A 24,994-nucleotide genomic window follows, 5' to 3' on the forward strand; every position below is an offset into this window, starting at 1 on the left:
AGATTAATAAGCAGCCATTCCACGTCCATGAATGCGACCAGAACTGAGCAGACCGTCATAGTGACGCATCAGCAGATGACTCTCAATCTGTGCAAGTGTATCGAGCACAACACCGACAAGAATCAGCAGTGATGTTCCGCCGAAGAACTGAGAGAACGCATCCTGAACATTCAGCAAGCTAGCCAATGCAGGCATAATTGCGATGAAAGCGATGAACAATGAACCAGGCAGAGTAATGCGACTCATTACTGTATCGATATACTCAGCTGTCTCCTTACCGGGCTTAACGCCAGGAATGAAACCATTGTTACGCTTCATATCCTCTGCCATCTGAGTAGGATTCAGAGTAATGGCAGTATAGAAGTATGTGAAAGCGATAATCAGTATAGCGAAAATGATGTTGTAGGTCCAGCTGTGATGATCGAGCATCGTGCGAACGAACCAACTTGCATTCTCTGGTGCTGAATACTGAACGATAGTCAGCGGAATGAACATCAGAGCCTGAGCAAAGATGATTGGCATCACGTTGGCTGCGAACAGCTTCAGTGGTATGTACTGACGTGCTCCACCTACCTGCTTGTTACCTACGAGGCGTTTTGCGTACTGAACGGGCACTTTGCGAACACCCTGTACCAGAACTATAGATGCGCAAACAACTGCATAGAGAATGATGATCTCAACCAAGAACATAACCAGTCCACCACCGGTGATGGCAGTGAAACGTGAGCTCACCTCCTGGATGAAAGCCTGAGGCAAGCGAGCGATAATACCGATCATGATAATGAGTGAAATACCATTACCTATACCTTTATCCGTAATGCGCTCACCAAGCCACAGAATGAACATACTTCCTGCAGCCAGAATGATTACAGCAGGAATCATGAAGTATGACCATGAGATGCCTGTTGCCAGAGCAGCTCCAGAAGTCATCTTCAGATTCATCAGGTAACCCGGAGCCTGGAAACCCAGGATAGCTACAGTGAGCCAACGGGTGTACATGCTGATCTTCTTGCGGCCGCTCTCACCCTCACGCTGCATTTTCTGAACGTAGGGCACAGCGACTGCAAGAAGCTGCATTACGATAGAAGCAGAGATGTAAGGCATGATTCCAAGCGCAAAGATAGATGCGTTGGAGAATGCACCACCAGAGAACATGTCGAGCAGCGACATCAAACCACCAGCAGTCTGTGACTGAAGTTGACTTAACATGGCTGGGTTGATACCAGGAAGTACAACGAACGAGCCGAAACGATAAATCGCTACAAAGAGGAGAGTAATGAGAATGCGCTGACGCAGATCCTCAATCTTCCAGATGTTCTTTAGTGTCTCTATAAACTTCTTCATTTTGAATATCAGATTTTTGTTGCGTTACCACCTACTGCCTTGATAGCCTCTTCGGCAGTTTTTGAGAAAGCGTTAGCCTCTACGTCAACCTTGGCCTTGAGTTCACCGTTTCCGAGAACCTTGATGAGCTCCTTACCATTGGTGAGACCAGCAGCGATCAACTCCTCAACACCGATCTTAGTGAGGTTCTTCTCCTCAGCAAGCTTCTGAAGTGTAGAGAGGTTAACTGCAAAGTACTCCTTGTGGTTGATGTTCTTGAAACCAGACTTCGGAACGCGACGCTGGAGAGGCATCTGACCACCTTCGAATCCAATCTTTCTCTTATAACCAGAACGAGCCTTGGCACCCTTGTGTCCACGAGTAGAAGTACCACCCAGACCTGAACCAGGTCCGCGACCGATACGACGACTAGAGTGGGTAGAACCCTCAGCCGGCTTTAAATTATTCAGTTTCATAATCGAATCTACTTTTAAAATGTTAATTACTCAACGACAGTTACCAGGTGGTGTACCTTACGGATCATGCCACGGATTGAAGGAGTATCCTCTACCTCAACAACCTGAGAGATCTTACGCAGTCCGAGAGCCTCGAGAGTGCGCTTCTGATCTACTGGATAACCGATCTTACTCTTAATCTGCTTTACCTTAATTGTTGCCATAGTTATTTCTCCTTATCCTCTAAATACTTTATCCATACTGATTCCACGAGTACCTGCTACAGTATAAGCATCACGCATCTGAGTGAGAGCTACGATAGTAGCCTTAACCAGGTTGTGAGGGTTTGATGAGCCCTTAGACTTAGCGAGCACATCCTTAATACCTACACTCTCCAGTACGGCACGCATAGCACCACCAGCAACGAGACCTGTACCGGCTGCAGCTGGCTTCAGGAAAACCTGAGCACCGCCGAAGCGGGCCTCCATCTCATGAGGGATGGTACCCTTGAGTACGGGAACTTTAACAAGATTCTTCTTAGCTGCCTCAACACCCTTGGCGATAGCTGCCTGAACCTCGCCAGCCTTACCAAGACCCCAGCCAATGATACCGTTGCCGTCACCGACAACAACAATAGCTGCGAATGTAAAGGTGCGACCTCCCTTTGTTACCTTTGTAACACGGTTGATGGCAACCAGTCTTTCTTTCAACTCAATGTCACTACTTATCTTAACTTTGTTCATTGCCATAATCGTTTAGAATTTAAGTCCACCTTTACGAGCTGCGTCTGCAAGCGACTTTACACGGCCATGATACAGGTAACCGTTACGGTCGAAGACAACAGCGCTAACGCCGGCCTCCAGAGCCTTCTGGGCTACGAGCTCACCAACCTTCTCAGCCTGCTGAATCTTTGGCATAGCCTCGAGACCCAGAGATGATGCAGAAGCAAGTGTTTTACCTTCCAAGTCATTGATCACCTGAGCATAGATCTGCTTGTTGCTGCGGAAAACGCTCAGACGAGGACGCTCGGCTGTGCCGAAAACGTTCTTACGAATTCTATATTTGATCTTAATTCGTCTTTCTACTTTCTTTGTTGTCATAATCTTCAATCAATTAAAGTTACTTAGCTGATGCTGACTTACCCGACTTACGACGGATAACCTCACCCTTGAACAAAATACCCTTTCCTTTGTAAGGCTCAGGCATACGGAAAGAACGAATCTTAGCGCAAATCAGACCGAGCAGCGCCTTGTCGCATGACTCGAGGATAATCTGAGGATTCTGGTTACGCTCAGACTTAGTCTCAACCTTAACCTCCTTAGGAAGCTGGATGAAGATGGGGTGAGTATAACCGAGAGCGAACTCGATGATGTTACCCTGGTTAGAAACACGGTAACCTACACCTACGAGCTCCATCTCCTTCTTATAGCCTTCGCTAACGCCAACAACCATGTTGTTAACGAGCGCACGATAAAGACCATGGAAAGCCTGCTTCTGCTTGATGTTTACAGGGCTATTCTCATCAATCTCAAATTTAATCTGACCATCCTCGATAGTCATCTTGATAGAGGGGTCAACCTTCTGTGTCAGCTCTCCCTTAGGACCCTTTACGGTAACAACACCGTCCTTGTCCTGAGCAACAGTAACGCCGGCAGGGATACTAATTGGCAATTTTCCTATTCTTGACATATTCTATCCTCCAATTAATATACATAGCAAAGAACCTCACCACCGATCTTCAGGGCTGCGGCCTCTTTGTCTGTCATTACACCTTTAGACGTGGAAAGGATTGCGATTCCAAGTCCGTTAATTACTCTCGGCATGTCTTTGTAGCCAGTGTACTGGCGAAGACCTGGTGTTGATACTCGCTTCAAGCACTTGATAGCGTTCTCACGAGTTGCAGGGTCATACTTCAAGGCAACCTTGATTGTACCCTGAGGACCATCCTCGATGAACTTGTAGTTCAGGATATAGCCCTTCTCGAAGAGGATCTTAGTGATTTCCTTCTTCAAGTTTGACGCAGGAACCTCAACGACACGGTGATGTGCCATGATGGCGTTTCTGAGTCTTGTCAGATAATCTGCTATTGGATCTGTCATAAAATAAAGTTTTTAATTAATCGGGACTACCCCGACAATATTAAATTAATAAATCTCTTTTTGCTTCAATCAGTTGAATTACCAGCTGGCCTTCTTTACTCCAGGGATCAGTCCGTTTGATGCCATCTCACGGAATTGGATACGAGAAAGACCGAACTGACGCATATATCCCTTTGGACGACCTGTAATCTTGCAACGGTTGTGCAGACGGATAGGATTAGCGTTCTTAGGAATGCTCTGCAGCTTGCGAGCAGCCTCGTAAGCCTCGGCGGGGTCCTCTGTTGTAGCGATCACCTTCTTCAGGTTAGCACGCTTCTCGGCGTAACGAGCCACGAGCTTAGCGCGCTTTACCTCGCGGGCTTTCATTGATTCTTTTGCCATATCTCTTAATCGTTTTTAGCGTTCTTGAATGGAAGACCGAAAGCCTTGAGCAGAGCATATCCCTCCTCGTCGGTCTGAGCCGATGTAACGAAGGTGATGTTCATACCCTGGATGCGGTCAACTGAATCGATATTGATCTCTGGGAAGATAATCTGCTCCTGGATACCCAGTGTGTAGTTACCACGACCGTCGAACTTGCTCTCGATACCCTTGAAGTCGCGGATACGAGGAAGAGCGATGCGAACGAGCTTCTCGAGGAACTCATACATACGCTCACGACGGAGAGTTACCATAACACCGATAGGCATCTTCTTACGAAGCTTGAAGTTTGCGATATCCTTCTTAGAATATGTTGCAACAGCCTTCTGACCGCAGATAGCGGTGATCTCGTTGATAGCAACCTCGATAATCTTCTTATCCTGAGTTGCATCACCAAGACCCTGGTTCACAACGATCTTCTTCAGGACGGGAATCTGCATTGCAGAAGTGTAGTTGAACTGCTTCTGAAGAGCGGGAGCAATCTTCTCCTTATACTCTTTCTTTAACTGTGCTGTATTTGCCATTACTTAATCTCCTCTCCTGACTTTTTAGCGACGCGAACGACATTCTTACCCTCGCGCTTGATAGCAACACGGGTAGCCTTGCCACTCTTCGGATCAATCAAACTTATATTCGAAATGTGAATAGGAGCCTCCATCTTCACAAAGCCTCCCTGAGGGTTCTTGGCGCTTGGCTTGGCGCTCTTGTTGACCATATTGATGCCCTCAACGAGTGCACGCTGCTTATCGGTCAAAACCTTGAGCACCTTACCAGTCTTGCCCTTATCCTCACCGGTCAGAACGATGACTGTATCGTTTTTCTTAATATTGAACTTTGCCATTTCTCTTAACTCTAAACTGTTAATTATTAACTATTACAGTACCTCAGGTGCCAAAGAAACGACCTTCATATTCACGGCACGGAGCTCACGTGCAACGGGGCCGAAGATACGGCTACCACGCAGCTCACCTGCATTGTTCAGCAACACACAAGCGTTGTCGTCGAAGCGGATGTAAGAACCATCAGCGCGACGGATTTCCTTCTTGGTGCGAACAACCAAAGCCTTAGATACTGCACCCTTCTTTACATCACTTGTAGGGATCGCGTTCTTGATAGACACAACGATGATATCACCTACGCTGGCATAACGGCGCTTTGTGCCACCCAATACACGGATGCAGAGAGCCTCACGTGCACCGCTGTTGTCAGCTACTGTAAGTCTTGATTCTGTCTGTATCATAATTACTTAGCTTTTTCTACGATGTTAACTAATCTCCATCTCTTTGTCTTTGACAGAGGACGGGTTTCCATAATGAGCACTGTATCACCTACATTGCACTCGTTATTCTCATCGTGTGCGTGATACTTCTTTGTCTTCTGGACAAACTTACCATACATAGGGTGCTTCTCCTTGAACTTAGCTGCAATAACAATGGTTTTATCCATTTTGTTGCTGATAACGACACCCTGTCTTGTCTTTCTTAAATTTCTTGTTTCCATCTGGACCATTGTTATTTATTAAGTTCTCTCTGATGAAGTTCTGATTTCATTCGTGCGATATCGCGACGAGCGGCCTTAATCTGAGATGGATTCTCAAGTGGAGTGATTGCGTGGTTCAACTTCATCTGGTTGTACTTAGCAACCTCAGCCTCAATGCGCTCTACCAAGTCCTTGGTCTCGAGCTCCTTTACTTCTTTAATCTTCATACTCAATTAAGCGTTTTTATCGAAATCACGTCTTACAACAAACTTAGTCTTAACGGGCAGTTTCTGAGCGCCGAGGCGGAGAGCCTCTTTAGCGATGTCGAAAGGAACACCCTCTACTTCAAAGAGAATACGGCCTGGTGTAACAGGTGAAACCCATCCTGCGGGATCTCCCTTACCTTTACCCATTCGCACGTCAGCAGGCTTGCGAGTGATTGGCTTATCAGGGAAGATGCGAATCCATACCTGACCTTCACGGTTCATATAACGATTGATAGCAACACGGGCTGCCTCAATCTGACGGCTGTCGATCCATTTGGCATCCAATGTCTTGATACCGAAAGATCCGAAAGCCAGTGTTGTTCCTCTGTGGGCGTTGCCTTTGTTGCCACGACCATCCTGAGGTCTTCTATATCTTACTCTTTTGGGCTGTAACATAATAAGTTTCTACTTTTAATCGTTATTACTTCTTCTTATTACGGAACTTTCTGTCACGACCATTACCGCCGTTTGAACGGCCACCAGTCTTCTCCTGTGTGAAGTTAGGTGCGAGATCAACGTTACCATAGATCTCACCACGGCAAATCCATACCTTAATACCCAGGATACCAACCTTAGTGAGTGCCTCAGCGTGGCAGTAGTCAATGTCAGCACGATAGGTGTGCAGAGGAGTACGACCCTCCTTCAGCATCTCGCTACGTGCGATTTCAGCTCCATTAAGACGACCTGAAATCTGAACCTTAATACCCTCAGCACCAGCACGCATAGTGTTCTGGATGGCCATCTTAATGGCACGGCGATAAGCGATCTTGCCCTCTACCTGGCGAGCGATGTTGTTAGCAACAATCGTGGCATCGAGCTCAGGACGCTTTACCTCGAAGATATTAATCTGAATCTCCTTATCGTAGAGCTTCTTCAGTTCTTCCTTCAGTTTATCGACATCTTGTCCACCTTTACCAATGACGAGACCTGGACGGGCTGTGCAAATAGTAATGGTAACCAGCTTCAATGTACGCTCGATGACAATCTTCGATACGCTAGCCTTAGCCAGACGCTCGTTCAGGTACTTACGGATTTTCTGATCCTCTACCAGGTTATCTCCGAAGTCCTTGCCTCCGAACCAATTTGAATCCCAACCTCTTACGATACCAAGACGGTTGCTAATTGGATTAACTTTCTGTCCCATACTTATTCTTTTACATCATTAGTTTTAGCATCAACAAACAGAGTCACGTGATTAGAACGCTTGCGGATACGATAGCCGCGACCCTGTGGTGCAGGTCTCATTCTCTTCATTGTAACACCCTCGTCAACGAATACGCGAGTGATGAACAGCTCACCATCCTCAGCCTTGCGGTCATTCTTGGCTTCCCAGTTAGCGATAGCCGAGCGGAGGAGTTTCTCTACATTAGCTGCAGCTGCCTTCTTCGAGAAACGGAGTACACCCAGTGCGCGATTAACCTCCATGCCGCGGATCATGTCCACAACATAGCGCATCTTGCGGGGTGAAGAGGGGCAGCCATTCAGCTTTGCAAAATACTGTGTCTTAAGTGCTGCTTTTCTTTCTTCAGCCTTAATATGTTTTCTTGCTCCCATTGTTTTAATTCTTCAATTTTAAAATTCTTAAATTCTCCCTGGGATTACTTCTTGTTACCGGCGTGACCACCGAAACGACGTGTAGGTGCAAACTCTCCGAGCTTGTGACCAACCATGTTTTCTGTAACGTAAACAGGGATAAATTTGTTACCGTTATGAACTGCAACAGTGTGTCCCACGAAATCGGGTGAGATCATTGATGCTCTGGCCCATGTCTTAACGACATTCTTCTTACCACTCTCATTCATAGCGAGAATCTTCTTCTCGAGTGATACGTTGATGTATGGACCTTTCTTTAATGAACGACTCATAATTTACTCTAATTAACTTGTTTACTTCTTGTTAGCTCTTTCAATAATGTACTTGTTTGAAAGCTTCTTAGGTGCACGAGTCTTAAGACCCTTAGCGTACAAGCCCTTACGTGAACGTGGGTGACCTCCAGACTGACGTCCTTCACCACCACCCATTGGGTGATCATGTGGGTTCATAACAACACCACGGTTGTGAGGACGCTGACCCAACCAGCGAGAGCGACCGGCCTTACCCGATGCCTCAAGAGCGTGGTCTGAGTTACCTACACTACCTACAGTAGCCTTACAAGCTGAGAGAATCTGACGAGTCTCGCCTGAAGGGAGCTTAATTACGCAATAGCTACCCTCACGAGAAGTCAACTGAGCGAAATTACCAGCCGAACGAACGAGCTTGGCACCCTGTCCGGGACGCATCTCGATGTTGTGGATCACTGTACCAACAGGGATGTTGGCCAATGGAAGCGCATTACCTACTTCGGGTACTGCGTCTGCACCTGACATCAGAGTTGCACCAACCTGCAGTCCATTAGGAGCAATGATATAACGTTTTTCACCATCAGCGTAGAAAAGCAGAGCGATACGAGCCGAACGGTTTGGATCGTACTCGATTGTCTTAACTACAGCTGGAACACCATCTTTCTCTCGCTTGAAGTCGATCAGACGATACTTCTTCTTGTGACCACCGCCCATGTAGCGAACAGTCATCTTACCGGTGTTGTTTCGACCACCGGTTGAACGCTTACCGTAAACGAGAGACTTCTCTGGCACGGATGCAGTAATATCCTCGAACGTGCCAATAATCTTGTGTCTTTGACCCGGAGTAACGGGCTTTAATTTACGTACTGCCATTTTTATTAATCAATATTGCTATAAAAATCAATTACATCGCCCTCTTTCAGAGTAACGATTGCCTTCTTGAACGCGTTCTTCTGACCTTTGATCAGACCAGCCTTGGTGTAGCGTGAGCTACGCTTACCAGCATAACGAACAGTGTTCACGTCGATGACTGTAACATTGTACAGACCCTCAACCTCTTTCTTAATCTCAAGCTTATTAGCCTCAGGACGAACGATGAAACCATACTTAGCCTCAGCCTTCTTGGTACGTTCCTCGCCCTTTACCTTATAAGTTTTCTCTACAGAAGACTTGTCTGTAATCTTGGTCATCTTCTCAGTGACCAGGGGTTTAATGATAAATGCCATATCCTTAGTCCTCCTTTTACTTATTTAAGATACCGTCGATAGTCTCCAGAGCCTTCTCAGTGATAACGAGTGTATCAGCGTTCAGCACCTTGTAGGTGTTAACCAGTGAAGCCTCCATTACCTCTGCATTCTGCAGATTGCGAGCCGACAGATATACATTGTTATTAGTACCTGACATTACGAAGAGAGCCTTCTTGCCGTCAACCTTCAGGTTCTTTGCAATGTTGATGAACTCCTTAGTCTTAGGAGCATCCATTGTGAAGTCCTCTACAACAACGATTGCATTCTCCTGAGCCTTGTAAGACAGAGCTGACTTACGAGCAAGAGCCTTAACTTTCTTATTCAGCTTGAAGCCATAGTCACGAGGTGTAGGACCGAATACACGACCACCACCACGCAGCAGAGGTGAGTTGATATCTCCATGACGAGCACCGCCACCACCTTTCTGACGTCCAAGTTTACGAGTAGAACCAGAAATCTCGCTTCTCTCCTTTGACTTAGCTGTACCCTGACGCTGGTTAGCGAGATACTGCTTTACGTCGAGGTAGAGAACGTGGTCATTTGGTTCAATGCCGAAGATAGCCTCGTTCAGAGTTACCTTACGTCCGGTCTCCTGACCTTTGATATTCAATACGCTAACTTCCATCTTACTTGTTAATTAAAACAGTTGAACCATTATAACCAGCGCAGCTACCCTTAACGAGGATAAGATTGTGCTCTGGAATTACCTTTAACACTTTGAGGTTCTGAGTAGTAACTCTATCGCCTCCCATCTGGCCGCCCATGCGCATTCCCTTGAATACCTTGGCGGGATAAGAACAAGCACCGATAGAACCTGGCTTACGCAGACGGTCGTCCTGACCGTGAGTAGCCTGGCCTACGCCACCAAAACCATGACGCTTCACAACGCCCTGAAAACCTTTACCTTTTGAAGTTCCTACAACGTCAACAAACTCGGCACCAGCAAAGATGTCGACTGTAACGGTGTCACCGAGATTCAACTCGGTATCAAACTTGAACTCGGCCAAGTGGGCCTTTGGTGTAGTGTTAGCCTTCTTGAAGATACCCATCATTGCTTTGGTAGTATTCTTCTCCTTCTTCTCTCCGAAGGCGAGCTGAACAGCCTCATAGCCATCCTTCTCAACAGACTTAACCTGAGTTACAACACAAGGACCAGCTTCGATAACAGTGCACGGTACATTCTTACCGTCGGCACTGAAAACGGATGTCATTCCGATTTTTCTTCCAATTAATCCTGGCATTTCAGTTTAAAAATTAATAATGTTTATAAAATATATAATAAATGTTCCTTTTTAAGTGGTTCTCGCAACTTCCGCGCACACAAATTACCCACTTAAAAAGGAACTCAAGACACTCCGTCTTCGGAGGCTAAGTTGCTATTTTACAGGGCATTGATAGCTCCACGGCCAGCGCAATACTCACTTTTGCGGGTGCAAAGGTACAAATAATATATAATATACACAAATATTGTTAGTGTTTGATAGTATCTTTTAAGAATTTTTATACCTTTCACCCGCAAAAGACCTGATATCAGCCAAAGAAATCATCGTAATCTAGAGCATCTTCAGGAGCACTACGTTGTTTATTTTGGCTGGTCTGTAACAACATTGCCTGATGGCGCAATACTATCACTTGTACAGTTGGCTTAATATAAGTTTTCTTTTTCATATGTTTGTTTCCTTACTTAATCATTACCTTTTTACCATTATTAATATAGATGCCGCGCTGGGTAGGCTTTACATCAAGCTTTTGGCCGCTCAGAGTGTACCAGCCACCAAAGTCAATCTCGCCCGTTTCGGTATCCAGCGTACCAACGGCAGTTGTGCCACCATTGTCGTCGTTGCCCTGATTACCAGGCCCTATGTTCGACAGCAGGCGAACCACAATGCTGCTGGGCAACTCCTCGTCGATGCCTCGTGTTTTGTTGGGTGTGTCGTTCCAAATCAGGTAGCAAGTCAGCGGACGGATTCTTGCACCGCTCTTGGCCTTCACAAAGTCGCCCAGTTCTATGCCGTCTTTCTGTACGCCGGCAAAGCCGTAAACCTTACCAATCTCATTGGCACGTTCTTTGGTATATTCGGCATCCTCGGTATCGCTGGTCCACTTCATATACGAGTAGGTACCCTTAAATGTCCAGTTGCTACCCTTATCGGCCTTCCGGCACTCGCCACCCCCGGTGGTGTTCAGCGCAACCTTTTCGGGCAGGGTAAACGTAATGCCGCTGAGGTCCTTTGCAGGCATAAACATATACGGGGTATTAGCCGTAAGCTTGTCAACCTTCGTCATGGTAGCCACCCACTGATTGTTTTTCTCATCCTTCACTACATCCACAAAATCGTAGAACTCGCCGCCATCTGCCTCGTTGCAGGTATAATAAAACGGCATCATGATGGTAGAAGCCTTACCCGCGGTAAAGCTGCGCGTAAGCGTTACGCCGTAAACCATAACATCCCAGGGGAAGCTCACCGTTTCGAGCGATGTGCCACTAAACTTGGCTGTCAGGATTCCGTTAACCTTTTCGATTCTCACACCTGCGTAGATATCGCTGGTGGTGCCGGTAGCATTAATGGTGCCACCATTCGCTGCCAGATGTCCTATGTTGATATAGATGCCATACTCGCCGCCATTCGCATTGACCACGCCACCGTTTACAGCGAGGCCGCCTTTATCAACATACAAAGCCTTACCCTTCTCATCAGCTGCATTGACCGTAAGCGTGCCGGTGCCCTGACTCTGGCCGTAGATGCTGAGGGTTTTTAAGGCATAAATACCATAGCTACCACTACCGTTGACGGTAAAGTTGGCGCCGTCGCATAATATAACATGTACGTGTCCGCGAGTTTCGAGATAAGAGTAATTGAAAGTATAGCTGCCGCTGGCTACGTACCAGGTGTCCAGCAGTGTTTTGCCAATTATGTTATCCGAGATAAAAACACCATCGGAGAGGATTTGGTAATTGCTGCAGGTCTGCTTTTGGCCGTCCTCGTCGATATAACTGACGTCGCCCAAAGCCTTCATCATCGTCTTGCCTGCAATGGCAGCCTTCTGATCATCATTGAGGGGACCGGTGTAGGTGTTAGCAGAGTAGCCATCGGTAAGCGTCTGGCCTTCGGCGATAGTAACTGTGCCATTGTAGCTGCTGGCATAGATGCGGTCCGCAGTTGTGGGGCAGCCCAGGGTGATAGTGGTTGCTATGATGCCATAGGTTGCGGAACCTCCCTTTGCCGTAATGTTTCCGCGGCGGATTGTGATGTTTCCATTACCAGCATATAAACCAGTGGAGCTCATTGATTTGGCATTGATGATACCACCGTTGATATCGATATTGGTTTTTGCGGAAATAGCACTAAAATTCGTACTGCTGACTGTGAGAGTACCTGTACCGAGAGACTGACCGTAGATGGCTAAGGAACCATTTCCTACATTCAATGCTCTATTGCTGCCTCTGACTGCGCCAGACATCGTCGCTCCGTCGCAAAGGATGATGTTGGCCTGCTGGTCACTGAACGAGACAGTGCTGCTAAAGTTCACGTCGCTATTCACGCAGTACCAGCCTTCGGTATTGGCTGCATTACCATAGCTGGTCTTGCTGGTGGTGATAAACGTCAGGTCGTGGCTGGCCTTGTACTTCGTCGTGCCGTCGGCATCGATGTAAGGAATGGCAGCCGACAGCGTTTTGCCGGCGATTTCAGCAATCTCGTCGCTCGTCAGCTTGCCGCTATAGGTGGCAGTGCCGTCGGAAAGTATCTGGCCGTCGGCCACCTGTACATTGTTATTTTTGGCGTAGTAGCTGCTGGCGCAGATGCGGTCAGTAGGACTGCTGCAGCCCAGGGTAAGGAAGCCGTTGTTGGTGGCTTTAATGCCATATCGTCCAGCGCCAGAGTTACATGTTGCATTGACGATGCCACCCTGAATGTTGACGTTATGAGACGCATGTATGCCATTCTCTGTACCATGAACATTAATGTTGCCACGTCGGATAGTTACGTCACCATTGGAGGCAGTGATTCCAATATTGTCTGCATTGCTTACCGTAATCGCACCACCGTTGATATCAATGGAATTGTTGGCATAAATACCACGACTGCATGCCGTGGTGACGGTAATGGCACCCGTGCCGCCGCTCTGAGCAAAGATGTTGATAGAACCATATCTGCACCAGATAGCATTATTAGACTGACCAGGACTGATGGAGAGGGTGGCTCCGTCGCAAAGAATGATGTTGGTGGTGGCATCCTTAAACTGGAGCCTCTCGGTGCTCACTTCGCCACTCACTACGTACCAGTTGGTACATCCTTCAGCGCCCAGCTTCTGATCAGAGTTGCTGTTCACGATGGGTGTGCAGGCGTGGCTCTGCGGGTTGCCGTCGGCATCGACATAGGCAATGACGGGTATCTCGGTGGTGCTGACGGTGATGTCGGCAGCAGGCATCGAGGCGATGGTGTAGGTATGGTTACCATTATCGGTGTACGCTACAGCTGTGTTGCCTGAAGTCTGCTTGACAGAAAGCAGCACATCATAACCCTCGGTGATTGTAGCGGGATCGTAAGAAAGGTTGACCACCGACGAACCCTTAGCGTAAGGCACGCCGTTGATATCAGCACCGTTGTCGTAGTTCATATTGTTAGTGCCGGGCAGCGGATCGGTGGCAGGTGTGCGCACCACTGAGGCATGAGTCGGCAGAGTGACGGCCCAGAGAGGCTGAGCACCGTCCACGTCGCTGGTGGTAGTACTGCTTCCAGTGCCCTGGCCTACGCCTGAGGGTGTCACGTCGTTGCTGGCCACCTTACAACCATGGTAGTAGTTGCGGGTTAGGCGTGTTGCATTATCTTGATTGAGACCGACGATGGCACCACGGGCTTTGACGTTGGGGATGACAGCACCATCGGCAATGCAGTCTGTAATTTCGTGACTACTGTAGGTATAACCTGCAATACCTCCGAAATGAGTACAGGCTGAAATGCCGCTCTTCACGGTGAGGCGGGCGCTGCTGATGCAACGTTTCAAAGTTCCAAAGTTGCTACCTACAATACCACCGTGGCCACTGCAATTATTTAATGCATGGATACAGACGTTGGCAGCTACGGTACAATCCTCGATGGTGGCATAGTTATAGCCGACAAAGCCGCTGGTATTATGGAAGCCAGTAATGCGGGTGTTGGCAAGGTTGACATTACGAATGGTAGCCTTACCATGAGTACCACCAAAGATGCCCTGCCACTCGTCAATATTGCCTTCGCCGCCCCTATAGATGCGGATGCCACTGATGGTATGGCCACCGCCGTCGTAGGTGCCTTCAAAGTTCTTTTGGTCATATATTTCCTTGTAATAGCCGATGGCGGTATAGTTGTTCTCGGTGCTGTTGGCGTCGTTCCAGTTGGTGGTGTGTGCGAAGGTGATGTCGGCCACCTGCAGAAAAGTTTTGCCTTCGGTTACTCCACCGCCGTTAACGTATCCGGCCAGACCTATCAGGTCTTCATGCGTCTTAATAAGGTAGTTGTCGCCTTCCTGCTGAAAGTCGTTGATGGTGTAGGCAAAGTCGTTATCGAGGGTGCAGAGGTTGCTGTGGCTGATAGCCGACGGGGCATTTCCTGCCATGTCTGTAATGGTACCACTGAAGCCGGTGATATTGAGGTCGCCAGTAGCATTCTGCGGGATGGTGGTGCTGAAGGTGAGCACGTTGGTGCCTGAGCCATCCACATACGTCAGGTTGCCCCATTTATTATCGGCAGTGGTAGTCAGCGTAGGTGTGCCCGATACGGTCACAATCTCGCTGAAGGCCACGCTGACATACACCGTATTGCCTTTGGAATGCCTTCCGGGAGCAAGGCTGTATTCAAGGGCGGTAGGTGCGGTGCCGTCCATTGCCTGGATATGGGCTACAACATTCTTTACGGCCCACTCATCGCTGCCGCTGCTGCCTGAAGCATTGAGGCGAAGCACAAGAGTGGAGAAATTCGTAGGAACAATCAGCCTGCCATCATCAGTGGCGCACGAACCGTCCTTGAACTTCTGCTTAGAAAGAGGGTATTTTGTTCCATAGCCCCATGGATCAGCGGCACTGCCATTCACGTCTACCTCAGCAACAGGGAAGGTATAGCTCTTATATTCGCCATCTTTGCTTTTGGTATCCATTTCAAAGCCTGCCATGTAGTTTGAATAGTTAATGTTACCAGGGTCACCGTTGCTGCAATTTTTGCGATTGTCGCAGTTACTGGTCTCGTCGAACAGAATCTGCAGATACTCATAGGCATCGTCGTTCTCCTTGGCATCGAAACTCAACGTCATACGCAGCTGGGCATTCAGGAAGCCAAGATAGGCCTGCGTGCCGCTGGTGCAATATTTGTCAGCGTCTACACTTTTGTAGCCATTCGCATCATAGCCGTCGTCATTGGCTGTGTACTCGCTGGTCTGAATAGTAACATCCTTGATGTCGAACACACCGCTGCTGGTCACACTAGTACCCCACGTCTTGCTGCGCTCTGCGTAGGCTAAGCGGAAGCCGGCACGGTCGATGACTTCAAAGCCGTACTTGCGCGAGGCACCAGTCTGGTACTTGTAGGCATTGGTGCTTGGGTTCATCTCCGTTACGGTGACGATCTTCTCGTCCTCGTTATCGAGGAAGGTATAGTCCATGTCAACCGCTGTGAAGTGCTGCCCAGCGTATGCACTGAGGCTGATAGTGCGGAAGTGCACAGTCTGGGCGTAGCCCGTCTCGCTACGCTTGATGGTAAATGTGTTGCTGCCGCCGTTTTCGTTCGTAACAGTCCACTTACTGTCGGCCAACGCTCTCTGGCCTACTACCAGTGCTGCCAGCAGCATCGTTAACTTTAGGTAATTGATTAAGTTTGTCATATAGATAAATAAGTTAATTTTTTCGAGCGCGAAATTATGAAATAATTCCCGTACTTGGTGTGAACAAAACACACTTGGTGTGAAAAAACCGGGGGTTAGGTGTGAAAAAACACCTATTTTTTCACACTTTTGTTTGGTGGTTCGTAGTTTTTTCTTAACTTTGCCGTCATGATTACAATTGGCGAGATGCAGATAAGCGGCATGCTGACAATGATAATGTTGTCGGCCATGCTCTCGGCATGCATCCCCAATCGCTCAGCCCATCGCAGCAGCTTTGCCCGCGCGCGATGGATGATGGCGGCCGGCACGGGCCTTATTGCCGTGCAGTTCCTGCTGCAGCACATCTTCGGATTCAGGCAGATGGGTGTCACCCAGGCCGTGTGTTGCAATCTGCTGTTTTTCACCCCCGCATCGCTGCTGTGCAGCATGGCCGTGCTCTACGTTCAACGTCAGGGGCGCATCGGCCGTCGACAGTGGCTTACGGCTGGCGGCATCTGCGCGCTGGTACCTATCATATTAATAGGTGTAGTACTGCTGGATGGGGTGCCATTCGCCCAGGAATCGCCCCTGCTGCGCATGACCGAATACGCGGGCACCGTGCTCTACGTGGTGATGCAGATCTACATTTTCAAGCACCAGTACACCACCTACTTACGACTGAAGCAGGCCGTTGACGAATACTACGACCGCAGCCGCCGCGACCTGTTCGGCTGGATGGGATGGAGCATGCGCACCATGGCCGTACTGGCCATCTTCGTGCCGGTGGTGCTATTCCTTAAGGGCGCCCCGCTGGTACTGTTCTCTATCGCCTACTTCTTTGCCATCGCCTACAGCACCATCAGCCTGTACAGCTATGGCATCAGCGAGAATATCACAAGGGTGGAAGAAGCGAGCCTCTCCCCCAGCCCCTCTCCAAAAAGCGAGGGGAGTATCGATCCTGCCATCACCCAGGCTGTAGAAAAGTGGAAAGCCAGCGAGGCTTACCGCGAGCACAACCTGACGATTGCCATTGTGGCCCGACAGATGGGCTTGCCGCAACGCCAGTTGCAGGAGTGGCTGCGGCAGTCGGAATACGGCAAGCTGGCCGGCCTGGTAACCACGCTGCGCATTAACGAAGCCAAAAGGGTGCTGAAAGAGCACCCCGAATGGTCTACAGAGACTGTGGCCGATTACTGCGGATTCAGCAGTCGCGAGTATTTCCACCGCACCTTCCGCCAAGTCACCGGCACCACCCCCGCCAATTTTCAATAATCCTGCCATCAAGCCGGGGTAAGGCATGGGTTGTTCAGATAATCCGCATGTGTCATCCAGATAATCTCTATCAGATGCTCAAATAATTCCTATAGGGGTATAGAGATAATCCGAACGAGTGGTTCGCTACGTCTGAGCAAGGCATAAGTGCCATCCCAACAAACTATATGCTTCTAACATAATCGCCATTAAAAACAAATTCACCCCTAACTTACTGATATTTAACACATTACACATAATATGTGATTTAGTGAATTAGATATATATAACTTTTAGTTTACAAAAAAGGAAAATGTATAACATTAATATTTTTGAATAGAAAAATGTTGCATATTATAAATGCACTAAATCACACTTTCAATCAGATTAACAAGCCAAGCTATTGATATTCAACCACTTGTCCCATCACAAAACCCATCTTTTTTTATATTAAATTGATTGAACACAAAAAAAAGAATCCTCTTGCAACCTATTTATAAAGTTGCAAGAGGATTGGATGTTATCAGACAGTTATGCCATGCTGTTTATATCAGTAGTATCTATTGATAATTCTTTTTATCCAAACCAATCATCAAATTCATCCCCATCGGGTGGTATTGAACTTGCCTGAAGTAGGCAGGCCTGATGGCGCAGTTCTACTACGTGCATAGATGGTTTAATATATACTTTCTTTTTCATATCCTTACTTAATTATAACCTTTTTACCATTATGAATATACAGTCCTTTCTGAGTGGGCTTGACTGAGAGTTTACGTCCGCTCATGTCGTACCAGCCACCAAAGTCAATCTCATCCGTTTCGGTATCCAGCGTACCAACGGCAGTTGTGCCACCATTGTCGTCGTTACCCTGATTGCCATTGTCGTTGCCCTGATTACCAGGACCCACACTCGACAGCAGTCGTACCACAATGCTACTGGGCAGCTCGTCAATGGTGCCACGAGTCATGCCGCGCGTACGGTTGGGTGTGCTGTTCCAAATCAGATAGCAAGTCATCGGACGGATCTTGGCACCGCTCTTAGCTTTCACAAAGTCGCCCACATCTATGCCATCTTTCTGAACACCAGCAAAACCGTAAACCTTACCAATCTCATCGGCACGTTCTTGGGTATAATCAGCATCCGCCGTATTGCTAGTCCACTTAATATACGAATTGGTACCCTTGAACGTCCAGTGGCTGCCTGCATCCGCTGTCTGGCAATTGCCGCCACCCTCCGTGCAGAGTGTCACACCCTCGTTAGGAATGGTGAACGCGATGCCCGTCGCTGTCGGCAGGAACAGGTATGGTGTATTCTTGGTCAGCGTGCCAACGTTGTTTGTGTCGTCGCCCGTTGCCTTCATGGTGGCCACCCACTGGTCATTTTCTTTCTCCATACTTACAAACTTATAGAACGTGCCGCCCTCGTTACCAGTGCAGGTATAGTCGAACGGCAGCATCACCGTCGAAGCCTTGCCTGGAGTGAACGTACGGTTCAACGTCACGCTGTTCACCGTCACGCCCACGGGGATGTTCACTGTCTCAAGCAATGTGCCATCGAATGTGGCTGAGATGTTGCCTGAACCATCCTTCGTCAGCGCCACGCCCGTAACAGGTCGCAGTGTCTGGTTGCGGATGCTCTGGATCTCATCATTACTGAGCGTTCCGCTCCAGATGTTTCCATTTCCGTCAACCAACGTCTGGTCGTCGGCAATCTTTACCTCGCCGACAAAACTCTCGCCGCTGTAGTTGTATATACTGTTGGTGCTAACAAAGTCGGTAGCCTTTGAGTAGCCAAGTGTCAGCACACCGGGATTTAAACTACAGTCACAAATGACTAATCCGTAACCATTTGTGCCCGTGGCCGTCACCTGTCCTCCAATAATATCGAAGTGTCCGCCCTCGCAGTAGATGCCGTATTTTTTGCCCAAAGCCGTCACCTGTCCGCCATCGATAACGATGCCGCCGGCATCAGTTTCGCACTGCACTAGGATTCCGTTGCCACTGGCGCACTCTGTCGAAGCCGATACCACACCGCCGTGGATGCCAAGCATACTTGTAGCTTTTTGATTAATCACCAAACAGATTGCAGCATCACCTCCTACAGCTGTAGCCGTCAGCGCGCCCGTACCCTGGCTCTGTCCGTAGATGTGTAGCGTCTTCTCATTACCGTAGATGGCACGGTCCTCATGGTCTGTCCCCGTGTTCGTCACAGTCATCGTCTTGCCGTCACCCAGGATGAAATTCACATCACCATCGAGGGTAATCTTGCTTGTAAAGGTTACATCTTCGTTCACCACATACCAGCCCGCAGCCAGTGTCGTCATGCTATTGTCAAGCGGCATGGCAGTTACATTCTCGTGCAATGTGCCATCGGCATCAACATACGATGTGGTGACGGGGGCCTTAACGGTTAACACGCAATTTGCACGCGCATTACCATCCCCTGAGATGGCTGTGATAGTTGCCACACCTGCCGCTACGGCTGCAACCATACCGTTACTACTTACAGTTGCGACATTCTCATCAGAAGAACGCCAGGTACAATTCTTGTGCGTGGCATTACCTGGATTGACAGTAGCAGTAAGTTTGAATGTTTCGCCAACATTCATACTTTTCTCTGACTTATTGAGTGTAACTGATTCTGCTGGAATAAGATTTTTATTAACCCGAACTACACAAGTTGCATATTCTCCGCTACCGTCCATGGCCGTACAGGTGATTGTTGCTTCACCCTCTATTGAACCTGCTTGGAATTCGCCTGTAGCAGCATCTGTGATGCGGAAAATCATGTCGTTACTACTTGTAAACATGACGTCCTTAACACGAGCGTCGGCAGGATTGATGGTTGCATTCAGCCTGCCCGAAGCCAGTGTTTTCACAATCATACGCTCATTATCCAGAGCAACAGATGCCACATGGGTGATATCTATGTCATCCAGGAAGTGACCAGCGTAATTTGACCAGTTTGTGGCATTCGCGAAAACATCCAGCATCTGAGTAAACACATGGAAGGTGGTACCTGATGCAACGAATGGCGTATTAGCGCTAATCGCAATCTTGCTTGGTATGTTATTGATGTAGAAGTGTGTAACGCTTGTTCCGTCAAATGCATGATCACCTATCGAAGTAACCGACTGCGGAATAGAAACAGTCGCTATGGTTGTTCCGTTGTCGGCAAAAGCCGCTGCATTAATGGTGGTCAAACCTTCTGGGAGAGTGATTGATGATAATTTGCATCCATTGAAGGCGTTCTCACCGATGCTCATTACACCGTTCCCAACTACAACGCTCGTAATCGAAGAAGCATAATATCTCCAGGGTTGCTGTTTAACCAACGTATAATCCGCCATATCGCCCGTACCGCTGATAGTAAGTGTGTAATGGTCGGCATCGCCTGTCAACTCCCATGTCACGTTGTCGCTGCTTGTCTTTCCGCAAGTACCGCTGGTAAGGGTCGAGAGATAGTTGCCGGTGATAGTCACGTCGGCATTGGGCATAGTGAGCGTATAGGGGTTATCCGAGCCACTGAGCGTACATGTGCTGGCAGTATAACCATTAAAGGCATAGTTATCGCGGTCGGTATGGCTAAGGGTCAGACTCACTTCCTCGTCGGCTCCTGCATAGAGCACGCCACCATACTTAATACCCGTACCATAGGCCGTAATGTCGCTGACGGTGTATTCGGTGGCATTGCCAGCATTTGCCACGGTTACATTCTCACCTGCCGTGATGCTGCGGGCCTGTTTGCCCTGTGCCGTGCCGAGAGCCTGAGTGTAATACGAGTTGACAGGCGTGATGTCGCCGCCGCCGTTATAGTAGAACGTGCCGCCACTGATAGTGGAGCCATCCTGCGGTGCAAACAGGCAGTTGGTGATTTTGAGCGTGCTTTGGCTGTAACCCACGAAGCCACCGCTCCGGCTGCTGCCGTTGATGGTGCCGTTGAACACGCAGCCCTCTATCTCCACGTTTCCGCCGATACTGAAGCCGCCTGTATAGTCGCTGCCACTGATGGTGGAGCTGCTCATGCAGTTGGTGATATGGCTCGTGCCAGTCGACCCAGTCGACCCAGTCTCACCGATGACTCCGGCAGCACGAGTGCCGCTGCTGTTGATGGTGCCTTCAACACGCAGGTTCTGAATGGTGGCGCCATCCACGTAGCGGAAGGGTGCGACGTAGGATGTGCCAGTGTAGTCGACGGTCAGCGTATTACCTTGTCCGTTGAACGAGCCGGTGAACTTATGGCTGCTGCTGCCCGCCATGCGTGTCACGCTGATGTCCTTGTCCAGATACACGGTCTTACCGGTGAACGAAGTGCCGCCTTCCAGCATGTCGCAGAACACGCCCCAGCCTGCTGCGGTCTTGATGGTGTATTCATCGCCAGCAGCATTTACACTGAAGTCGTTTGGTTCGGCCCAGTTAGCGTTAATGCTAACGTCGCTGGCAGGCATAGTAAACGTACCGTTGCTGATGGTCACGTCATCGCTCTGATAACCGAGTAAGGCATAACCATCGCGGGCGCTGCCCAGAGTAACGGTGGCGTTCTCTGCGTAGTAGGCCTTGTTGCCGTATGCGAAGGCAGGGCTGGTAGCAGTAATGCCCTCACCGAGGGTTACCTGATAAACTCGCTGGTTGCCGCCACCGTCGGTGTATGGGTTTGAGCTGCCACATATAGACAGTCCGTTAGTAATATTGTAATAGTTGCAATTGCTGATGGTGAGGCCACCATCGTTGGGACCTGCGATGATGCCGACGGGGTTGCCAGCGGTGATGGCTGTGCCGATGACTGAGCAGCCGCTTACTGTAGTGTTTTTAGTTTCACCTACGATACTGCCGACATTATCTATACCGGTAATGCTACCACCTACGATGGCACAGTTGCTTATGGTACCATTTGTAATGCGTCCAACGATGCCGCCGACTGAATGACCTGCTGTGATATTCGGATTGACGAGTGTTACATTTTCGACGGCTATGCCGGAATTCTTAATTATACAGAACAGACCTACACGTGGGGAAACACCGTTGAAGTACAAACCGGTAATACTATGGTTCTGTCCGTCAAAGTGACCTTCGAAAAGATGTTGCCCAAAGCCAATGGGCAAGAAGTTACCCATGCCATTTTCCAAATCTTTGGGCATATTGGTAAAGTCGAGGTCGGCGGTCAGTTTGAATGTCAGCCCCGCACAGGTGTTACCCGCGTTAACGTAGTTGGCAAAATCAATGAGATCCTGCTCATCGTTGATTTCGTAGTAGCTGCCGGATGTGACGTAAGTGTTGCCGAGAATGTCAAAAGTGCTGCCGTGATAGGTGAGTCCGCTGATGTCGGCATAGGGATATACCACAATGGCGGTAACATCGGCGTCGCCGCTGATAGTAAACTCATTGCCGCTGATGTAATCACCGTTGACGGCGTACTTTACGATGCCGCCCGTAGGCACCACGCCGCTGTAACCAAGGGTAACTGTGCCGTAGTAGTAAGTCTTAGAGTCGTATTCTACGGTGGAGCCGCTAGCGGTGATGTTCTCGTCGAGGGTAAGCACACCCATGTCGCTAAAGCTAATATGTTTCATCGTTACGGCTCTGCTACCAGTATTCAAGACGCGGAAGCAGGAGGTGATGTCGTACGATCCTTTCCCAACGAATTCCTTTGTTTCGTAGCCGTTCACTGTGAGGAGACCGTCGCAGTCCATCCTGACGGCGGGCGATTTAGAACCATATTTGAAGGCGTTTTTGCAGACACTGGTCATCGTGCGAGGGAAGGTGACGGTCTTCTCAAAGTAAATAAAAACATTTTCAGCGGTGATGGCCGTAAGCTTGGTGCAGTTTTTCATGTTGATACTGCCGCCGACATTTTCGAAAGCATTGGCGCCGATGCTGGTGAGCAGGCTTCCCTCGGCGAAGGAAACTTTGCCGCCATATCCCAAAAATCCCATTTCGCCTATGCTGGTGACGCTGGCGGGGATGGTGACCGAAGTGGCGCCGTAGAAGGCGTAGAAGCCGAACGCGCCGATGGTCTTGACCGTTGAGGGGATGACAAGCGGACCAGAGTAGTTGGTGAAGTAGAAGGCATGGTCTCCTATGTGCGTGATGCCCTCGGGCAGGTTGAGCGTCGTGATGCGGTACCTGATTTTGTCGGCTGTACCCCACGGGCGGGTGTCGCTGGTGTAGTCGTACATGGCTCCCGTGCCGGTGATGGTCAGCGTGAGAGTGGAGTAGTCGCCGTCGCTGAGCGTGACGGTGCCGCCGTTGTCGGTCAGTGTCCATGCGAGGTTTTTACCACATGTACCGCTATCCACCACGTCGCCCACGGCGGCTGTGGCCGTTTGCGCGGTGAGGGTCATCATGAGGGTGAGCAGGGCTACACCGAGGTGCTGCCGGCTGCGTTTGATGTTGCGCCAGCAGGCCCGGAAAAAGAAAAAGATGCCCACGGCTGCGAGGGCAATAAGAATAATCTCCAAAGGAGTAATTGATGATAGTTGATTCATAACTATTTACGGTTTTGTAATTTTATGCCCGCAAAGGTACACTATTTCCATGAAACGGGGCATTGAAAATTGTACATGTATGTTGCAATACGCTGCAAATTGATTGCATTTTAGCACAATAAACATTGAAAATTGTCCATAGCATGCAAGAATCCACACAAAAAAAGTCCGATGAACTCGGACTTTTTTATTGTTTTGCACTATATTCGTTACGCGCGCTCCATTTTCTGTTTGGCGCGGTAATAGGAGTTATACGACGCGTAGCCTGATGCGAGGGCGGCTGACTCCTTGGTCTCATCAGGATGGTCGGCCATGTACTGATCGAAGTGCGCCAAGCGCAAGCTGTTGACATAGTAGGCAAACGAGGTGAAGCAGCGGCTGAACGTGAGCGAGACGTAAGAACGGCCCAGCTGGCAATGCTCTACTACATCGTCGATCTTTAAGTGAGGATTAAGATAGGCCTGCTGGTCGCGGATGTATGCCTCGATCTCGATAGCGGTCTGGGCGATGAGATCGTCGTGATTGGCATCTTCCTGCTCGTCGCACTCCTGCAGGTGGGCGGTTTCGGGCGTAACAAGCAGGGCCTTGCGGCGCCAAACGGGCATGACGGTGATGAGCAGACACACGTTAGACACTGCCAGCAGCACATTCTGGATGGCCATGGCAGCAGGCGAATCGAGTATGTAGGCAGGCCATATCAGGGGCGTGAGGAATACAGGATAGAGCCATACACGACTGGCGTAATCGGCGGGGAAGTCGTCGGGGTTAGAGTAGTTGGCATCGCGGGCCTCGTCCATCCAGTGTTTTACCTGCCACATGGCCAGTGCCACATAGCCCACCATCACCATACTCTCGGCCAGCACCACGTACTGCCAGATTCGCAGACCGTCGGCGCTGAGAATGCCGGTGGGTAGCCAAGCGTTAAGCACGGGCACCAGCATGGTGCCGATAACGATGATGGCAGCCACCCAGCTGATGCCTTTCCACTGGCTCCACTGCTTGACGGTGCCGGCAAAGCACAGCAGCAGCACGCCGCAGTAGAAATAATAGGTGGCGGGGAAGTAACTCTTGATGAGCAGCCATGCCGACGCATCGGTGGGGTTAATAACGTAGGGCAGCAGCACCGAGGCGCAGCTGTAAAGCAGGCACTGCAGCTTGCGGTCGGGCCAGATGTAGCGGTGGGTGCTCTTGGGTTGTTTACAAGTGTGGAACCAGCGCACTGCAGCAAACATCCAGCAGGTGGTAAGGTACATGAGTGCCGCCAGTCCGTAATAATAGTTTTCTATCGTCATTTT

At 49.2% G+C, this 24,994-nt stretch carries 27 protein-coding genes; 1 reads left to right on the forward strand and 26 read right to left on the reverse strand.

Annotated elements, in window-relative coordinates; all coding sequences use genetic code 11:
- Positions 1–3: 3 nt before the first annotated feature.
- The 23 genes from secY to T360_RS0103835 form a co-directional block, all read right to left on the reverse strand.
- The gene (secY, locus tag T360_RS0103730) at positions 4–1,344 is read right to left on the reverse strand and encodes a preprotein translocase subunit SecY (protein ID WP_028911605.1); all 1,341 of its coding nucleotides are present in this window, start codon (positions 1,342–1,344) and stop codon (positions 4–6) included.
- 8 nt (positions 1,345–1,352) lie between these two features.
- Positions 1,353–1,799, reverse strand: a complete 447-nt coding sequence (gene rplO, locus T360_RS0103735; protein ID WP_028911606.1) for a 50S ribosomal protein L15 — start codon at positions 1,797–1,799, stop codon at positions 1,353–1,355.
- A gap of 26 nt (positions 1,800–1,825) precedes the next feature.
- Positions 1,826–2,002, reverse strand: coding sequence for a 50S ribosomal protein L30 (gene rpmD, locus T360_RS0103740; RefSeq protein WP_013063208.1), 177 nt, complete (start codon positions 2,000–2,002; stop codon positions 1,826–1,828).
- A 12-nt stretch (positions 2,003–2,014) separates the two neighbouring features.
- Positions 2,015–2,527, reverse strand: coding sequence for a 30S ribosomal protein S5 (rpsE, locus tag T360_RS0103745; RefSeq protein WP_028911607.1), 513 nt, complete (start codon positions 2,525–2,527; stop codon positions 2,015–2,017).
- A gap of 6 nt (positions 2,528–2,533) precedes the next feature.
- Positions 2,534–2,878 carry a 50S ribosomal protein L18 gene (gene rplR / locus T360_RS0103750; RefSeq protein WP_028911608.1) on the reverse strand — a complete coding sequence of 115 codons (345 nt, stop codon included), beginning with the start codon at positions 2,876–2,878 and terminating at the stop codon, positions 2,534–2,536.
- Positions 2,879–2,897: 19 nt separating this feature from the next.
- Positions 2,898–3,467, reverse strand: a complete 570-nt coding sequence (gene rplF / locus T360_RS0103755; protein ID WP_013064742.1) for a 50S ribosomal protein L6 — start codon at positions 3,465–3,467, stop codon at positions 2,898–2,900.
- 14 nt (positions 3,468–3,481) lie between these two features.
- The gene (gene rpsH, locus T360_RS0103760) at positions 3,482–3,877 is read right to left on the reverse strand and encodes a 30S ribosomal protein S8 (RefSeq protein ID WP_028902369.1); all 396 of its coding nucleotides are present in this window, start codon (positions 3,875–3,877) and stop codon (positions 3,482–3,484) included.
- Positions 3,878–3,955: 78 nt separating this feature from the next.
- A complete protein-coding gene (gene rpsN / locus T360_RS0103765; protein ID WP_028911609.1) occupies positions 3,956–4,258 on the reverse strand; it encodes a 30S ribosomal protein S14 in 303 nt (100 codons plus the stop codon).
- A gap of 5 nt (positions 4,259–4,263) precedes the next feature.
- Entirely contained in the window at positions 4,264–4,821 is a 558-nt protein-coding gene (gene rplE / locus T360_RS0103770) for a 50S ribosomal protein L5 (protein WP_028911610.1), read from the reverse strand.
- Positions 4,821–5,138, reverse strand: a complete 318-nt coding sequence (gene rplX / locus T360_RS0103775) for a 50S ribosomal protein L24 (protein ID WP_028911611.1) — start codon at positions 5,136–5,138, stop codon at positions 4,821–4,823. The genes rplE and rplX overlap by 1 nt, the downstream gene beginning before the upstream one ends.
- Positions 5,139–5,171: 33 nt before the next feature.
- Entirely contained in the window at positions 5,172–5,537 is a 366-nt protein-coding gene (rplN, locus tag T360_RS0103780; RefSeq protein WP_013065032.1) for a 50S ribosomal protein L14, read from the reverse strand.
- A 2-nt stretch (positions 5,538–5,539) separates the two neighbouring features.
- A complete protein-coding gene (gene rpsQ / locus T360_RS0103785) occupies positions 5,540–5,806 on the reverse strand; it encodes a 30S ribosomal protein S17 (RefSeq protein WP_013063072.1) in 267 nt (88 codons plus the stop codon).
- A gap of 2 nt (positions 5,807–5,808) precedes the next feature.
- Positions 5,809–6,003: a 50S ribosomal protein L29 gene (rpmC, locus tag T360_RS0103790; RefSeq protein WP_028911612.1), complete on the reverse strand. Its 195-nt coding sequence runs from the start codon at positions 6,001–6,003 to the stop codon at positions 5,809–5,811.
- A gap of 6 nt (positions 6,004–6,009) precedes the next feature.
- The gene (gene rplP, locus T360_RS0103795; protein ID WP_028911613.1) at positions 6,010–6,438 is read right to left on the reverse strand and encodes a 50S ribosomal protein L16; all 429 of its coding nucleotides are present in this window, start codon (positions 6,436–6,438) and stop codon (positions 6,010–6,012) included.
- A gap of 25 nt (positions 6,439–6,463) precedes the next feature.
- Positions 6,464–7,186: a 30S ribosomal protein S3 gene (rpsC, locus tag T360_RS0103800; protein ID WP_028911614.1), complete on the reverse strand. Its 723-nt coding sequence runs from the start codon at positions 7,184–7,186 to the stop codon at positions 6,464–6,466.
- Positions 7,187–7,188: 2 nt separating this feature from the next.
- On the reverse strand, positions 7,189–7,596 hold the full coding sequence (rplV, locus tag T360_RS0103805) for a 50S ribosomal protein L22 (RefSeq protein WP_013064877.1): 408 nt from the start codon (positions 7,594–7,596) through the stop codon (positions 7,189–7,191).
- 44 nt (positions 7,597–7,640) lie between these two features.
- Positions 7,641–7,907: a 30S ribosomal protein S19 gene (gene rpsS, locus T360_RS0103810; RefSeq protein WP_013065476.1), complete on the reverse strand. Its 267-nt coding sequence runs from the start codon at positions 7,905–7,907 to the stop codon at positions 7,641–7,643.
- Between the two features lie 21 nt (positions 7,908–7,928).
- Positions 7,929–8,756, reverse strand: coding sequence for a 50S ribosomal protein L2 (gene rplB, locus T360_RS0103815; RefSeq protein ID WP_013064908.1), 828 nt, complete (start codon positions 8,754–8,756; stop codon positions 7,929–7,931).
- A gap of 5 nt (positions 8,757–8,761) precedes the next feature.
- Positions 8,762–9,109, reverse strand: a complete 348-nt coding sequence (gene rplW, locus T360_RS0103820) for a 50S ribosomal protein L23 (protein WP_028911615.1) — start codon at positions 9,107–9,109, stop codon at positions 8,762–8,764.
- A gap of 16 nt (positions 9,110–9,125) precedes the next feature.
- Positions 9,126–9,755, reverse strand: a complete 630-nt coding sequence (rplD, locus tag T360_RS0103825) for a 50S ribosomal protein L4 (protein WP_028911616.1) — start codon at positions 9,753–9,755, stop codon at positions 9,126–9,128.
- A 1-nt stretch (position 9,756) separates the two neighbouring features.
- Positions 9,757–10,371: a 50S ribosomal protein L3 gene (gene rplC / locus T360_RS0103830; RefSeq protein WP_028911617.1), complete on the reverse strand. Its 615-nt coding sequence runs from the start codon at positions 10,369–10,371 to the stop codon at positions 9,757–9,759.
- A 289-nt stretch (positions 10,372–10,660) separates the two neighbouring features.
- Positions 10,661–10,798 (reverse strand): hypothetical protein, encoded by a 138-nt coding sequence (locus tag T360_RS16340; RefSeq protein WP_197019263.1) that lies wholly within the window; start codon positions 10,796–10,798, stop codon positions 10,661–10,663.
- 12 nt (positions 10,799–10,810) lie between these two features.
- Complete coding sequence (locus T360_RS0103835; protein ID WP_155949375.1) at positions 10,811–15,985, reverse strand: carbohydrate-binding domain-containing protein; 5,175 nt, start codon at positions 15,983–15,985, stop codon at positions 10,811–10,813.
- A 168-nt stretch (positions 15,986–16,153) separates the two neighbouring features.
- Here T360_RS0103835 and T360_RS0103840 point away from each other — a divergent pair, with 168 nt between their 5' ends.
- Complete coding sequence (locus tag T360_RS0103840; RefSeq protein ID WP_028911619.1) at positions 16,154–17,236, forward strand: helix-turn-helix transcriptional regulator; 1,083 nt, start codon at positions 16,154–16,156, stop codon at positions 17,234–17,236.
- Between the two features lie 555 nt (positions 17,237–17,791).
- On the opposite strand, the gene T360_RS16625 is transcribed toward T360_RS0103840, so the two are convergent.
- The 3 genes from T360_RS16625 to T360_RS0103850 form a co-directional block, all read right to left on the reverse strand.
- A complete protein-coding gene (locus T360_RS16625) occupies positions 17,792–17,914 on the reverse strand; it encodes a hypothetical protein (protein ID WP_255326903.1) in 123 nt (40 codons plus the stop codon).
- Between the two features lie 4 nt (positions 17,915–17,918).
- Positions 17,919–23,699: a leucine-rich repeat protein gene (locus T360_RS15665; RefSeq protein WP_051523342.1), complete on the reverse strand. Its 5,781-nt coding sequence runs from the start codon at positions 23,697–23,699 to the stop codon at positions 17,919–17,921.
- A gap of 209 nt (positions 23,700–23,908) precedes the next feature.
- Entirely contained in the window at positions 23,909–24,991 is a 1,083-nt protein-coding gene (locus T360_RS0103850; RefSeq protein ID WP_231488073.1) for a helix-turn-helix domain-containing protein, read from the reverse strand.
- Between the last annotated feature and the right edge of the window lie 3 nt (positions 24,992–24,994).

The sequence above is a fragment of the Prevotella sp. MA2016 genome (assembly GCF_000619825.1).
In the GTDB taxonomy this organism is placed as follows: Bacteria; Bacteroidota; Bacteroidia; order Bacteroidales; family Bacteroidaceae; genus Prevotella.